Annotated in this window: 12 protein-coding genes; 10 read left to right on the forward strand and 2 right to left on the reverse strand. The window is 44.4% G+C overall.

Features of this window, described 5'->3' with window-relative positions; genetic code table 11:
* Window positions 1-219: 219 nt before the first annotated feature.
* Complete coding sequence (locus tag NOM01_RS10805; RefSeq protein ID WP_255748500.1) at window positions 220-1,377, reverse strand: amidohydrolase; 1,158 nt, start codon at window positions 1,375-1,377, stop codon at window positions 220-222.
* A 78-nt stretch (window positions 1,378-1,455) separates the two neighbouring features.
* Complete coding sequence (locus tag NOM01_RS10810) at window positions 1,456-2,694, reverse strand: M20/M25/M40 family metallo-hydrolase (RefSeq protein ID WP_255748501.1); 1,239 nt, start codon at window positions 2,692-2,694, stop codon at window positions 1,456-1,458.
* A 402-nt stretch (window positions 2,695-3,096) separates the two neighbouring features.
* On the opposite strand from NOM01_RS10810, the gene NOM01_RS10815 reads away from it, so the two are divergent.
* From NOM01_RS10815 to NOM01_RS10860, 10 genes are all read left to right on the forward strand, one after another.
* A complete protein-coding gene (locus tag NOM01_RS10815) occupies window positions 3,097-4,317 on the forward strand; it encodes a M20 metallopeptidase family protein (protein ID WP_255748502.1) in 1,221 nt (406 codons plus the stop codon).
* Window positions 4,318-4,335: 18 nt separating this feature from the next.
* Window positions 4,336-5,358, forward strand: a complete 1,023-nt coding sequence (locus NOM01_RS10820; RefSeq protein WP_255748503.1) for an ABC transporter ATP-binding protein — start codon at window positions 4,336-4,338, stop codon at window positions 5,356-5,358.
* Window position 5,359: 1 nt separating this feature from the next.
* Window positions 5,360-6,355: an ABC transporter ATP-binding protein gene (locus NOM01_RS10825; protein ID WP_255748504.1), complete on the forward strand. Its 996-nt coding sequence runs from the start codon at window positions 5,360-5,362 to the stop codon at window positions 6,353-6,355.
* Between the two features lie 14 nt (window positions 6,356-6,369).
* Window positions 6,370-7,320, forward strand: coding sequence for an ABC transporter permease (locus NOM01_RS10830; protein ID WP_255748505.1), 951 nt, complete (start codon window positions 6,370-6,372; stop codon window positions 7,318-7,320).
* A 15-nt stretch (window positions 7,321-7,335) separates the two neighbouring features.
* Window positions 7,336-8,268, forward strand: a complete 933-nt coding sequence (opp4C, locus tag NOM01_RS10835; protein ID WP_255748506.1) for an oligopeptide ABC transporter permease — start codon at window positions 7,336-7,338, stop codon at window positions 8,266-8,268.
* Between the two features lie 30 nt (window positions 8,269-8,298).
* Complete coding sequence (locus NOM01_RS10840) at window positions 8,299-9,933, forward strand: ABC transporter substrate-binding protein (RefSeq protein ID WP_255748507.1); 1,635 nt, start codon at window positions 8,299-8,301, stop codon at window positions 9,931-9,933.
* A gap of 133 nt (window positions 9,934-10,066) precedes the next feature.
* Window positions 10,067-11,443 carry a M20/M25/M40 family metallo-hydrolase gene (locus tag NOM01_RS10845; protein WP_255748508.1) on the forward strand — a complete coding sequence of 459 codons (1,377 nt, stop codon included), beginning with the start codon at window positions 10,067-10,069 and terminating at the stop codon, window positions 11,441-11,443.
* A gap of 21 nt (window positions 11,444-11,464) precedes the next feature.
* Window positions 11,465-12,883 carry a M20 family metallopeptidase gene (locus NOM01_RS10850; RefSeq protein WP_255748509.1) on the forward strand — a complete coding sequence of 473 codons (1,419 nt, stop codon included), beginning with the start codon at window positions 11,465-11,467 and terminating at the stop codon, window positions 12,881-12,883.
* A gap of 249 nt (window positions 12,884-13,132) precedes the next feature.
* The gene (locus tag NOM01_RS10855) at window positions 13,133-14,272 is read left to right on the forward strand and encodes a metallophosphoesterase (protein ID WP_255748510.1); all 1,140 of its coding nucleotides are present in this window, start codon (window positions 13,133-13,135) and stop codon (window positions 14,270-14,272) included.
* Window positions 14,273-14,367: 95 nt separating this feature from the next.
* Window positions 14,368-14,508 (forward strand): FbpB family small basic protein, encoded by a 141-nt coding sequence (locus NOM01_RS10860; RefSeq protein WP_255748511.1) that lies wholly within the window; start codon window positions 14,368-14,370, stop codon window positions 14,506-14,508.
* Window positions 14,509-14,682: the final 174 nt, after the last annotated feature.

A 14,682-nucleotide genomic window follows, 5' to 3' on the forward strand; every position in this document is an offset into this window, starting at 1 on the left:
TTCGCTTTAATTTTTAATGGATTAGCTCTAAGCTTTCCGCCATTAGTTTTCACTTTTCTCGGGTCCGCATTAGCTTGCAATGTTGCTGCCGTTCATGTCGCTTTCATATACCTCGCAGTTCGTCTTTCTTGCCCACTACTTCATTTCTTTATCGTATAAAAAATGCCTGAAAGACCGGTTTCCGATCTTTCAGGCATTTTCTGTTTGAACCAGATGAGATTATAAATCTGTGACCTTCTTTAACATATCAACCGCTAAATTTGCGAAGAATTTGGCACTTGGGAGAATTGCTGTTTCATCGATAATCAAGTCGGGATGATGCAATCCGGAATTTCCGGAGACACCCATGAAGAAGAAGGCACCGGGAATCTTTTTCATATATTCGGCAAAGTCTTCACCGGCAGACGAAGGAATCGGTGTGATGACATTCAAACCTGATGCTTTAGCGGTATCGACCGCCCAATTCGCCAGTTTCTCGTTATTGATTGTTGCCGGTCCAAGCTTCGTGTAGTGCAAGGTACCTTTTGCACCAAGTCCTGCGGCAACTCCTTCAACAACTCGCTGCATTTTAGCAGGGATCTGGTCGCGTACATGTTCTTGGAACGTGCGCACAGTGCCTTCCATCTGAGACGTTTGCGGAATGACGTTCCAAGTGTTTCCGGCTTCCAGACGTGTGACACTGATTACGGCATTATCCAAAGGCGAAATATTTCGAGCAACAATAGATTGAAGCGCGGTCATGATGTGCGCTGCAACGAGAATAGAATCAATTCCTTTTTCTGGTGCTGCAGCATGAGTTCCAGTCCCTTCAACATCGATGGTGAATTTATCAACAGCGGCCATCAGGGCACCTGGCTTGATACCGATGGTTCCCGTTGGAATATGCGGCATATCGTGCATACCGAAGATGGCTTGTACATCGTCAAGGACACCGGTTTCCAATACTTTTACTGCACCACCGCCATTTTCTTCAGCAGGTTGGAAAATGATTTTAACAGTTCCCTCAAGCTCATCTTTACGTTCATTGAGCAGCAAGGTTGCACCGAGAATCGAGACTGTGTGAAAATCGTGACCGCAGGCGTGCATTTTGCCCGGAACCTTGGAAGCGAAAGGAAGTCCGGTTGTCTCTTGGATGGGTAAGGCGTCAATATCTGTACGCAGACAAATGACCGGACCAGGTTTTTCTCCGTGAATAACTGCGAGCACTCCTGTTTCCAGCGGTAAATCCAGCATTTCCACACCAGCTTCGGACAACCAGTCTTTCAGTGCTTTCGTTGTTTCATATTCTTCAAAGGACAACTCGGGATTTGCATGCAGCTGATGGCGGCATGCAATCAGCTTCTGTTCTAATTCTTTTTCTTCGAGAGTTTTAGTCAATGGTAAGTCCCCTTTATACGGTTTCGTTTATTAGTCCGTTAAAGCCGCAGGATGCGGTTCTAAGCAAAAAATAAGTAGTTAGGGTAATACAGAGGGTGAAGCTTCCGCGATGCCTGAGAATGCGAGTGCGGTCAATAGAACCGTTTGTGCACCGATATAGGCATTTTTTGGATTATAAAATTCTTCCAAAGTATGCATACCGCCGCATTCACCGCCTCCGCCAAGAGTGAGCGCGGGAATGTCTAAATGGATGGCAACATTGGAATCGGTGCTCATCGGCAGCAGTTTCGGTTCAAGGTCAAAATCTTGAATGACAGCCATTGCGGTTTGAACCGCCGGAGCGTCTTTCATTTGAGCTCCGGCCGGGCGGTCTCCGACAAGCCGGATTACTGCTTTAATCAATTCTCCTTTTTTCCAACGCGCATTCTCTTCTTCAACCGCTTGATGGATACAGGCAAGCGCCTTATTCTCCAGCTCCAGCAGCGCTTCCTGCGAAATCGAACGCATGTCCAATCCCATTTCCGCATTCTGTGCAATCGAATTGATCGATGTGCCGCCGCTGACTGTACCCACAGTGAATGTAGTTACCGGATTGTCAGGAACCTGAATCTCACTTATTTTTGCAATAGCTCGTCCGAGTGCGTGAATGGCACTTGGAATGCCGAAGTTTCCGAAGCTGTGTCCGCCCGGTCCTGTAAATGTAATCGAATAACGATGGCTGCCGACTGCAGTCGCCGTGATTCGATCGGGACTGCCGGGCTCAACGGAGATGAAACCGCCAATGTCTCTACGTGTTTTAAAGAGTGCTTTGACGCCGCGCAAGTCTCCCAGACCTTCTTCTCCAACGGTGGCAACAAAAAGGAGTGTACGCTGCGGCTTAATTCCGGATGCACTCAATGCACGAATAAGAGTCAAGAGTACGGCAAGACCACGGCCGTCATCAGAGATGCCTGGAGCGTACACAATGCCATCTTTGATGATGGGTTTAATTTGTGTTCCTTCGGAAAAAACCGTATCAAGATGAGCGGAAACAACGATTTTCTTTGCATCCGAATTACCTTGAATCAATCCCATGACATTTCCTTCATCGTCCGTATGTACATCTGTCAAGCCGAGTGTTTGAAAACGATGAACCATCCAGGCTGCCTTTTTAGATTCTTTGAACGGCGGCGCAGGAATCGATGTCAACTCGATTTGTTCTGTGGTGGTCCTGTCATTGTCCGCAGCGAGATACGTCAATGCATCATTAACGGAGGGAAGTGCCCGCAAGTCGCAAACGATTTTGCTGAAGTTCGGTGATTGATTCTGACCATCCATAACTACTCACCCCTGAAAGAATAATAGAAAAATTAATGAGTCAGAAGATGCCTGACTTTCTTTATTAGAATACACTATTTAAATAATTTATAGTATTTCTTATTGTCAAATCATAAATAATTTATTATTATTGTAATAAATTCTATCATATCTCTCCGAATTAAAGCTCGTTATTCAAAAAAAAGTGAAAAATAATTCATTGTAGTCATAATAATGACTGATGTGTTAGGATTCTTAACGCATATTTGTAAAAACATTTTATCATTTTAATAATTTTTTTGACTAATTGCTTTGCGTCATTTATAATTGCTTTATAGTTTTTGTGAATTCTGAAAATAATTTATAGTTTCATTGTTTTAACTTGTTACTATTCGTAATTAATTCATAGCAGGGGGTCAGAAAATGAACACTTCATGGTCTGACGATTTGGAAAAATCATTCAATTCAATGGTGGAGTGGAGAAGATTTCTTCACCAGCATCCGGAACTCTCATATCACGAGACAGAAACATCGGCGTTTATTTTAGAAAAGCTTAAAAGCTTTGGCATCACCGATATTAAGACTCATGTCGGCGGTTACGGAATTGTTGCAAGAATTCATGGAACAAAACCGGGATTGTCTGTCGCTTTGCGCGCGGATTTCGATGCACTTCCGATCAATGAAGAAACCGATGTTTCTTACAAATCGAACGTACCGAATGTGATGCATGCATGTGGACATGACGGACACACATCCACTCTGCTTGGGGTTGCGAAAGTTATCCAAGAGCATCGAGATGAACTCGCCGGCGACGTTGTGTTGCTGCACCAGCCAGCTGAAGAATTTCCGCCGGGAGGAGCTCAGGCAATGATTAAAGATGGTTGCCTGGATGATGTGGACTTGGTCTTTGGAACACATCTATGGAGTACGGTACCTTATGGCACGATTGGCTACCGTAAAGGCTATTTCATGGCAGCAGCCGATTATATAAAAATTGAAATTCAAGGCAAGGGTGGACACGGATCCGCACCGCACATTTCAATTGACTCTGTTGCAGTGGCCGCTCAAGTTGTCAATCAGCTGCAAATGATTGTCAGCAGGGAAGTCGATCCGCAAAAAGCAGCAGTCGTAACGATTGGAAAATTCAATGCGGGCGTTGCTCCGAATGTAATCGCAGATACGGCGACACTTGAAGGAACTGTTCGAACTTTTGATCCGGAGGTTCGCGAAAAAATAAAGAAGGAATTAGATTCTATCGTTGAAAATGTTTGTGCTGCGTATCATGCACAAGGTCATGTCGACTATCATGACGGCTACCCGGCGGTTTACAATCACGAAAAAGAGACCGATGTTTTCAAAACGGCAATGGATGAGACATTCGGTGAAGGTACAGCCGTTGAAATCGCTCCGCAAATGGGCGGCGAAGACTTTTCAAGCTTCCTGCTGAAAAAACCGGGTATGTTTTGGTTTTCCGGAGCAGGCAATCCGGAAGTGGGAGCCAGCTATCCGCATCATCATCCGAAATTCAATTTTGATGAACGCGTGATGCTGGTAGCCGGAAAAGCATTCCTGTCGCTGGTTGATAAATATCTATGTGCGAAGGAAACGCCACAATTAACCGACAATGCGGCTGCCGTAAAATAACTGAGGAGGGACAACGTTTTGAGTGAACTCTTAAAGGTAGACAAAATTAAAACCGAATTTCAAACGGAAAAAGGTCCCGTTACTTCCGTTGACGAAGTGAGTTTCGATTTAAATGAAGGAGAAACGATCTGCCTTGTCGGCGAGTCAGGTTGCGGGAAGTCAGTGACCTCACTTTCGATCATGCATCTCCTGGATCGAAACGGCTCAGTAACTGAGGGCTCTATCCTTTTCAACGGCAAGGATATCGCACATGCAACTGAATCAGACATGCGAAAAATCCGCGGGAATGATATTTCCATGATTTTTCAAGAACCGATGACGTCACTCAACCCTGTCCTTACTATCGGCGATCAGCTGACTGAAGGTATCAAGCTGCATATGAAGCTTTCAAAGAGTGAAGCAAAAAAATATGCGGTAGAAATGTTGAAAAAAGTAGGTATTCCAAGAGCTGAAGGAATTATTGATGAGTATCCGCATAAGCTGTCCGGCGGTATGAGGCAGCGTGTCATGATTGCCATGGCGCTCAGCTGCCGCCCGAAGCTGCTGATCGCTGATGAACCAACGACAGCGCTCGATGTGACGATTCAGGCTCAGATTTTGAAACTAATGAAAAATTTGCGTGAAGACTCGAATACCGCAATTATCTTGATTACTCATGACCTAGGTGTTGTAGCTGAGATGGCGGATAAAGTTGCGGTCATGTACGCGGGTCAGGTTGTTGAGGAAACGGATGTTTATACCCTTTTTGACAACCCGAAACATCCGTACACACTGGGATTGATGAAATCCATTCCGCACATCACCAATCCGGACGATATGCGTTTGAACTCCATCCCGGGTTCCGTACCGAGTGTTCATAATATGCCGAAGGGCTGCCGTTTCTATGACCGTTGTCCGCACGCAATGAAGCGCTGCTTGGAAGAAAAGCCTGAACTTAAGCCAATTGAGGACAAGCAGGCTCACAGCATTCGATGCTTCTTATATGAAAAAGAAGAGCAAGAATATGAAACGAAGCATGCAGAAAAGGAAGTGAGTTCATAACATGCCATCCGTTGAAAAAAAAGAGCCGTTGCTCCAAGTCAAGAATTTAAAAAAGTATTATCCAATTAAGAAAGGCGTTATCTCAAGAACAGTCGGCTACGTAAAAGCAGTCGATGATGTAAGCTTCGACATTTATCCGGGCGAAACGATGGGTCTGGTTGGCGAATCCGGATGCGGAAAATCCACGACCGGACGCTCGCTGGTTCGTTTGGAAGACCCGACAGCCGGACAAGTTTTATTTCAGGGCAAGGATTTAGCGAGTATCTCGCATAAGGAAATGCGGAAGCTGAGAACCGATCTGCAAATCATTTTTCAGGATCCATATTCCTCATTAAATCCGAGAAAACGCGTCGGCGACTTGCTTGCTGAACCACTGATCGCCCATAAGTTGGCGACCAAAAGCGAGGCAGACAAAAAGGTGAATGAAATTCTGGAAATTGTCGGTCTCTCGAAACAATATAAAAACCGTTACCCCCATCAATTTTCCGGCGGACAGCGGCAAAGAATCGGGATTGCCCGTGCCTTGATGCTGCATCCGAAGCTGATCATTTGTGATGAACCGGTTTCTGCTCTTGATGTTTCCATCCAAGCTCAGGTATTGAATCTGCTTAAAGATCTTCAAAAAGAGCTCAATCTGACTTATGTGTTTATTGCACACGGACTTGGCGCTGTAAAGTACATAAGCGACCGGATCACTGTCATGTATTTGGGAAAAGTTATGGAGCTTGCGACTACACGAGAAATATTTGAACATCCGAAACATCCTTACACGGAAATCTTGCTTAACGCTTATCCAATTCCGAATCCGCATATGCGCGGTCGGAATCAGATGGTTGTCGAAGGCGATGTTCCGAGTCCGGCGAATCCGCCGAAGGGCTGCGTGTTCCATACGCGCTGTCCGTTCGCAAAAGATATCTGCCGCGAAAAAGTGCCCGCGCTCACAGGAAAAGATCATCTCGTTGCTTGTCATTTTCCGCTTGAGCCAGTAAATGCATGAAAGGAGGACTTTAAGTGTTTCAATACATCATTAGGCGAATTTTAATCGCTATTCCCGTGCTTTTTGGGGTAACCGTACTGAACTTTTTCATTATTAATCTTGCTCCAGGAAATCCCGTGGATATGATGGTCAATCCTTCCGCAACACCGGAGCAGCTTGCTGCCACCAAGCATGCGCTTGGTTTGGATCAGCCGGTTTGGGTGCAATATTGGAATTGGCTTACTCAGTTGTTTCATGGTAATTTGGGCTTTTCCTATTCAACACGTGAACCCGTAACGCAGATTTTGCTTGCTCATGTAGGTCCTACGGTCATGTTGATGGGTGTGTCACTAATTGTCGGCTATCTCATTGCCATTCCACTCGGTATCCTTTGCGCGCGAAAGCAAAATTCTTGGATTGATTATCTTGTTACCGGTTTTTCATTTTTCGGCATTTCAGTTCCTCACTTTTTCTTAGGACTCGGCGTTATTTATGTATTTGCCAGCAAACTGTTGCTGTTCCCAACGGGTAGCATGAATACTCTTGGCGGAGACGGAGGGTTGATGGATACGATTAATCACCTCGTTCTTCCGGTTCTGGTCCTTGCAACAGGAATCGCTGGAAACATGGTGCGCTATGTTCGTTCCAGTATGCTGGACGTCCTCGGCAAAGATTATCTGAGAACAGCGAAGGCTAAGGGACTTTCACAGTTTATAATTACGAATAAGCATGCGCTGAGAAACTCATTGATTCCTATTATTACTGTAATTGGAATTGATATTCCGATGCTGATCGGCGGTGCGATTGTTACCGAGCAGGTCTTCCAATGGCCGGGACTTGGGCTGCTCACGATCCAATCAATTACTTCTCGGGATTACTCGACACTGATGGCGATCAACTTGCTTGCAGCATTAACCGTACTTGTTGCTAACCTGCTGACAGATATTCTGTATGCCGTCGCCGACCCAAGAATCAGGTATGACTAAGGAGGAGCGGAAGAGATGGCTATGAAATTAAACCCGAATAAAAATGTTCCGGAAGCAGACGGCCTTGCGACTTCCGAACAAATGATTGCAAAGCTTGGAGATGAAGAAAGTTATCTGCATATGGTCAGCCGGCGCTTCTTTAAACATCGGCTCGCTTTTATCGGACTAATTGTCTTTCTGTTAATTATCCTTATTGCTGCGCTGGCTCCTGTGATCGCGCCTCATGATCCAAATAAGATTTTTAATGAATTTGAGGCCGCACCATCAGCAACACACATATTAGGTACCGACCCCGTCGGGCGCGACGTGATGAGCCGCTTGATCTATGGCGCTCAAGTATCCATCTCTGTTGGGATTGGAGCTGTGGCCATTTATGTTGCAATTGGTATTGTTTTAGGACTTGTTGCCGGTTATTTCGGCAAATGGATCGACATGATTATTATGCGGCTCACCGATATCTTCATGTCTTTTCCATACTTCATGGTTATTCTTGTCTTGGTTAGTATTATAGGACCTAGCCTTTTCAATATTACCATCGTTATTGGTCTTCTCGGTTGGCCCGCTATTGCCCGCTTGGTCAGGGGCAGTGTGCTCTCTATAAAAGAAATGGACTACGTAAAGGCAGGTGTTGCACTCGGCTATTCAACGCCGAAGATCCTATTCCAGCACATTCTTCCGAATGCGCTGGCGCCAATCCTAGTTAACGCCACATTCGGCGTTGCGTCGGCCATTATCATGGAGGCGTCATTAAGCTTCCTTGGAATGGGCGTTCGTCCGCCGGCGGCGAGCTGGGGAAATATGCTCACACAGGCGGAATCGATTACCGTGCTTTCATCGCAGCCTTGGCTGTGGATTCCGCCGGGCATGATGATTTTACTTGCCGTGCTATCGGTTAACTTTATCGGTGACGGCCTCCGTGATGCAATTGAGTCACAGAACGCAAAATAAGAAACAATAAAAGGGGATGCAAACAACACAATGAACAGACACAAAATCATTTCAAAACGTATCTTAAAATATGTGATCACATCCTTTATGGCTCTGTCCCTCGTTTTTCTCGCAGCTTGCGGTGGCGGTTCAGGATCATCAGGAAGCAGCAAGAAGAAAGATACAATTTATGTTGGAACCGTAAACCCTCCCGGCGGTTTTAATCCGTTTAATACCGGAGATATTGGGGGACAATTCGCGATTCGCGTTATGTTCGATGCATTTCTTGATATGACGTCACCATTGAAGTTTCAGCCGAAACTGGCAACGTCGATCGACACGACCGATAACCAGACCTATACAATTAATTTGAATCCTAAAGCGAAATGGACCGATGGCAAACCGGTTACCGCTGATGATGTTATTTTCACGTTCAACTTGATTGCCAACCCGAAATCAGAAGTAGCTGTCGGAACGAATATCTCGACGCTAACAGGCGTTGATGCCAATGGTAAATTGACCGGCGGCGCGACGACGATTCCTAATCTGAAAAAAGTTGACGAACATACGGTTACTTTCAAAACGAAGAAACCGGTTGATCCTAATTACATTAAAGAAATGATCGGTACGAAGATCATTACGATGCCAAAACATGTCTTGAAAGACATTGCTCCGGCAGATTTCTCTAAGAGCAAATTTGTACAGGCACCTAACGTAACAGACGGTCCATATAAATTTGTAACCTATAACAAGAACACATACATTCAATATAAAGCGAATAATGACTATTACCTTGGTAAGCCTAAGACACCTAAGTTCTTCATCAAGATTATGCAAGCTTCTAACCTGTTAGCTGAATTGCAAGCAGGAACCATTCAGGCAAACACATCAGGCGGTATCGGAAATCTACCGTTCCAAGATGTTGAAACAGCTCAGAAACTTAAGAATGTAAAAACAGAAATTCATCCGCAAATTGGATTCCAGACCATGCAGTACAACACAAAGACATTGCCAAACGCGAAAGTTCGTCAAGCACTTGCGTATGCAATTGACCGTCAGCAGATCGTTGACAAGCTGCTCAAAGGAAACGGTGAAATTGTCGACGGACCATACACATCACAAAGCCCTTATCTCGACAAGAGCACAAACGTGATTAAATATGATCCTAAGAAAGCAAAACAAATGTTGAAAGATGCTGGATGGGATTTCAACAAGACGTTGAATTTCGTTGTTCCGATCGGAAACAAAGTGCGTGAACAATCCGCCGATATTATTGTTCAGAACTTCAAAGCGATCGGCGTAAAAGTTAAAGAAACAACTTATGATTTCCCAACGATCATGCAAAAAGGTGCGGCAGGCGATTTTGATCTGCTCTTGATCGGATTTACATTCAACCTTGATCCTGATGTTTCCGCACTTTATGGTCCAACAGGTGCATACAACTTCATGAAATATGAAAATAAGGAAGCAACGAAGCTTATTGCCGAAGGCAAGGCTGAACCGGACAGCGCGAAGAGAAAGGTTATTTACAGCAAGCTTCAATCAATCTGGGAAAAGGATATGCCTGTAATTACGCTCTACTCTGACAACGAAGTTGTTGTGAAGAGTAAGGATCTTGCTTACGGCGGTGCTTCTGCTTACTGGCCGGGCACAGTTGCCAATTTCCAAAAATGGGCTTTTAAATAATAAACAAGCTTGAACTTTTGGATCCAGCTCAATTAAATGGTTAAAAATTTAAACAGCTGCTCTTCTGAGTCAGCTGTTTAAATTTTTTATACCGCTTTAGCGACTTAATAAAACGAGATAAGGAAGCGATATCATGGAGAGCAGCAAGAGAAAAGCACTGGAGGAAGAAGTACGCGCACAAGCGGATCGGTCGATTGAGACACTTTACAGCTATTTGCGGCTTAAAACAGTTTCTGCTCAGAACTTGGCAATTCCGGAAACAGTCAATTTTGTTTCTGAATTGTTGAATGGTCTTGGCGCAGAAGTTAAGGTTCTTGACGATTTGGGTGGCAACCCCGTTATTTACGGTTTTTTACCTGCGGGGGAAAAGGGCAATGCAAACAAAACCTTGCTTTTCTACGATCATTATGATGTTCAACCACCGGATCCGCTTGATGAATGGAACTCAGAGCCATTCGAACCTTATTTAAAGGATGGCATTCTTTACGCACGTGGTACTGCTGATAATAAGGGAACGTTGATGCAGCGTTTGGCGGCGATTAAAGCATTGGAACAAACCGGCGGACTGCCATGCAATATCAAATTTCTTATTGAAGGGGAAGAAGAGATCGGGAGTCCCAGTCTCACCGCATATCTAAAAAAATATGCAGAACTTTTTAAGGCTGACGCATGTATCTGGGAGTTCGGCAATAAGGATGCAGCGGAACGCGTTTCGCTTTTTGCAGGAATAAAAGGATCTGCTTATTATGAATTCTCTACGAAGAGCGCAAATATCGATATCCATTCATCACTTGCCGCTGTCATTGATAACCCGGCCTGGCGTTTGGTGCAGGCACTGGCCAGCATGAAAAACCAGAATAACGACATAACTGTTGAAGGATTTTTTGACGAGATAGAGGAACCCGATGAGGCATTAATTAAAACGGTTCGCGCCGTTCCTTTTAATGATGAAGCATTGAAAAAATCGTTTGGACTCAGTCGTCCGTTTATTACAGAGGCGCGCGGCGAGGTGCCCCAAGACGCACTCATGCTGCATCCGACTTTGACCATTTGCGGTATGGTGAGCGGTTATATCGGTGAAGGCGCTAAAACCGTGCTGCCTAAGGAAGCAAAGGTTAAGATTGATTGCCGCATGGTTCCCGGACAAACTGGAGAACATCTGCTTGCTTGTTTCGAGCGTCATCTTGCCCGTCACGGTTTTTCAGACGTCAAGGTGGACATGATCGAATCACAGCGTGCCTTCCGCTCAGATATTAATGATCCATTTCTTAAATTAGTTAAAAAAACAGCGGAAGAGGCTTATCAGTCTGAGGCCATCCTGTATCCGAATTCAGCAGGAACGGGTCCGATGTATGTTTTCGATAAATACCTCCATCTTCCGATTGTCAGCACTGGTGTCGGCTGGGCTGAATCTAAAGCACATGCACCGAATGAATCGATTCGTATGAAAGATTATGTGGATGGAAGCCTGCACATGGCTTACTTATTGACTGATTTCGCTGCGCAATAAAAGAGAGAAGGAGAATCTAACTTGGGCCTAATTGATGAGATAAAGCATATGATTTATGAAAAAAGAGACAGCTACCAAGCGCTGAGCGAAAAGGTATGGGATTTTGCAGAACTCCATTTTGGCGAAGTGAAATCAGCAGAGCTGCTGAGTCAAGCACTTGAGGATGAAGGTTTTACAGTTCAAAGAGAGATAGCAGGATTAAAAACCGGATTTGTCGGCAGCTATGGTGAAGGTAAGCCGGTCATTGCATTCCTTGGTGAATTCGATGCGCTTGCAGGGTTGAGTCAGAAGCGTAATAAAACGGTTCACGATCCGATCGTGCCGAATGGCAACGGTCACGGCTGCGGCCATAATTTACTGGGCGTCGGCTCGCTTGCTGCGGCATTTGCTGCCAAAGAATATTTAACGAAGCACCAACTCAAGGGAACGGTTCGTTATTACGGCTGCCCGGCTGAAGAAAGCGGAAACGGTAAAGCCTATATGGCCCGTGAAGGCTGTTTTAAAGATGTAGATGCAGCTTTTTCGTGGCATCCGGATTCAAAAAATGCGGTGCAGCATCTCTCAAGCAATGCGGTCATTGAAGCACGTTTTACGTTTAAAGGAGTCAGTGCGCATGCAGCTGCTTTGCCGGAACTGGGGCGCAGTGCACTGGACGCATTAGAACTGATGAATGTCGGTGTCAATTATTTGCGCGAACATATGGCAGATAAGGCACGTGTCCATTACGCAGTAACGAACACTGGCGGCGTCTCACCAAATGTTGTTCAAGCCATTGCTGAGGAGCGGTTCCTGGTTCGTTCGCCGAAACCAAATGAAGTAAAAGAATTGTTTAAACGTGTGGTTAATGTTGCTAAAGGTGCGGCACTGATGACAGATACGGAAATGAGCTATAAGATTGAAGGCGGTTGCTGTAATTTGATTCCGAACACTGCGCTGCATCAAGTGATGGCTGATTTAATGGAAGAAATCGGTTACCCTGAACCATCAGAGAAAGATCTTGCTTTCATTAAAGATATCTATGCATCGCTAGGAGATAATGAAAAGAACTTTGCGAAAAAGTTCCTTACGACTGAACAGCGTAAAACGATTGATGAAAAGCCTATTGCTGATTGGGTGATTCCATGTCCTGAACACGATACATTTATGGAGGGCTCTACTGACGTTTCCGATGTCAGCTGGAATGTTCCGACTGCGCAATGCTTTACATCAACATGGGCATTTGCAACGGTACCGCATACTTGGCAAGTGGTTGCTCAGGGAACTCAAGACTTTGCGTTGAATGCGGCTCTCTACGCCGGAGAAGCCATGGCTTGCACTGCACTCAAGGCATTGGAAGATCCGGAACTGCTTGCTGAGGCAAAGCGGGAATTCAAAGAACGACTTGACGGTGAAACCTATGAATGTTTGATTCCACCGGATGTAACGCCATCTAGTTTATAATGAAAAGTCAGCTTTAAGAGGATAGTTGACTTTTTTCAGCAAACATCTAAAGAGAACTTTTTCCGTAACTTGGGAGAAAGTTCTTTTTTTATTGCATGAAATGAGCAGAAATCGTGCAATTTAAATACAGTTGCTCGTGTGAGAATCACTATTTTTGCACAGTTAAAACGGGAAGGGACTCAAAGGCGAACCGAAGATGGCGAGCTTGCCCTCCGGGACAATCGTCCGATACGGAAGGGAGAAGGCAGTATGCAGCATATGAACTGGAGAGATTTTTTAGCTGTAAAGATAATGATTATTATTCTTTTTCTTTGTTGCGTCATTTCAGGGATTCTTAGTCTTTTCCCAGGTAAACAAACGGAACCCAATGCTCAAACGACTAGTGTTAAGCGGCATGCAGAGAATACAAAAATAGCTCACCATGTATTTTTTCAACGGCCGAGTTTAAGTCCGGTTGATAATCAGGAACCAAAGGTAGCACATGAGCTGTTTAAAGGAATTCACTCCATTGATTTTACTTTTGGTGTACTTCCGGATACACAATACTACAGTAAGTTGCATCCGGACATATTTAAACGGATGAATCACTGGTTTGTCGCTAACCGAGATTCATTAAATCTGAAATATATTTTTCACTTGGGTGATATTGTTAATAATTATGATCAGCCTTATCAATGGAAAACAGCTGATAAGGCAATGAAAATCCTGGATGAGGCAAATGTGCCATATGGGATTATTACAGGTAATCATGATGTTGGTTTTCAAAAAAAATATGCGTCATTCGATCGTTATTTTGGAGAACAGCGTTATCAGCTGAACCCATGGTACGGCGGTTCCTATGATAACAATAAAGGCCATTTTGATTTAATTAACTCAAATGGTCAAAAGTACATTATGCTTGGCATGGGTTGGGGCATAGGCGGTGAAGAAATTTCCTGGATGAATCATGTGCTGCAGGCTTATCGCAAACGGATTGCTATCCTGTTCGTACACGATTACTTGGGAAGCTATGGAAGGCGCACCGCACAGGGACAGATGCTCTTTGAAAATGTGGTGCGTCCCAATCCCAATGTTCGAATGGTTATGAACGGTCACAGCTTTGGTGCCGCGCGTCGAATTGATAAGATTGATGATAATTTCGATGGAAAACCGGATCGAAAGGTCATGCAAATTTTGTCTGATTATCAATCGGTGAAAGGCGGGCAAGGCTACATTCGTGTCATGGGCTTTGACCTAAAGCATGATAAAATTTATGTGCGCACCTTCTCGCCGCAAGTGAATCGAACGCATGCATTTAAGAAAAACAAAGACAACTTTACATTCGGCTTCGACCTTGACCAGAAGACCAAAAAGGTGAAAAAAATGAAAAAGAAACATGTTGCACGGTGACTTGGTATTAAAGTCAAAAATATCACACAATTCGTTAATCTTTTCTTCAAATAACTGCGTTATGATTTAGTTAACAAGAAGAGAGGATGATTGAAATGAGAAAAAAGGTTACGTATCTGCAATTAGTGAAAAAAAATAAAGAAGAGATAATGAGGGATCGGATCGAATTGAACAGGATCGATCGAATACTTGATGAACGCCGCACCTCGCAAGTAAAAAAAAGCGCGACGAGATAAATGATTGTGTTTGGGTACATGAATAACCTGTCTATTGTTGCTTTAAATAGAGACGGCTGAGTTAATCTCTGGCCGTCTTTTTGACAAGTAAAGAAACATCTATGACTTGCTTGAGGGGCGGGGGACACCACTTAATGAAAATACTATGGAACTGAGAAGCTAGCTTGTATTTAC

The sequence above is a fragment of the Sporolactobacillus sp. STSJ-5 genome, assembly GCF_024385605.1.
Lineage (GTDB): Bacteria > Bacillota > Bacilli > Bacillales > Sporolactobacillaceae > Sporolactobacillus.

Coding starts and splice junctions, on each gene's coding strand:
- NOM01_RS10810 (WP_255748501.1), bottom strand. CDS start 2,694: ATGGATGGTCAGAATCAATCACCGAACTTCAGCAAAATCGTTTGCGAC.
- NOM01_RS10815 (WP_255748502.1), top strand. CDS start 3,097: ATGAACACTTCATGGTCTGACGATTTGGAAAAATCATTCAATTCAATG.
- NOM01_RS10855 (WP_255748510.1), top strand. CDS start 13,133: ATGCAGCATATGAACTGGAGAGATTTTTTAGCTGTAAAGATAATGATT.
- NOM01_RS10860 (WP_255748511.1), top strand. CDS start 14,368: ATGAGAAAAAAGGTTACGTATCTGCAATTAGTGAAAAAAAATAAAGAA.
- NOM01_RS10825 (WP_255748504.1), top strand. CDS start 5,360: ATGCCATCCGTTGAAAAAAAAGAGCCGTTGCTCCAAGTCAAGAATTTA.
- NOM01_RS10845 (WP_255748508.1), top strand. CDS start 10,067: ATGGAGAGCAGCAAGAGAAAAGCACTGGAGGAAGAAGTACGCGCACAA.
- NOM01_RS10840 (WP_255748507.1), top strand. CDS start 8,299: ATGAACAGACACAAAATCATTTCAAAACGTATCTTAAAATATGTGATC.
- opp4C (WP_255748506.1), top strand. CDS start 7,336: ATGGCTATGAAATTAAACCCGAATAAAAATGTTCCGGAAGCAGACGGC.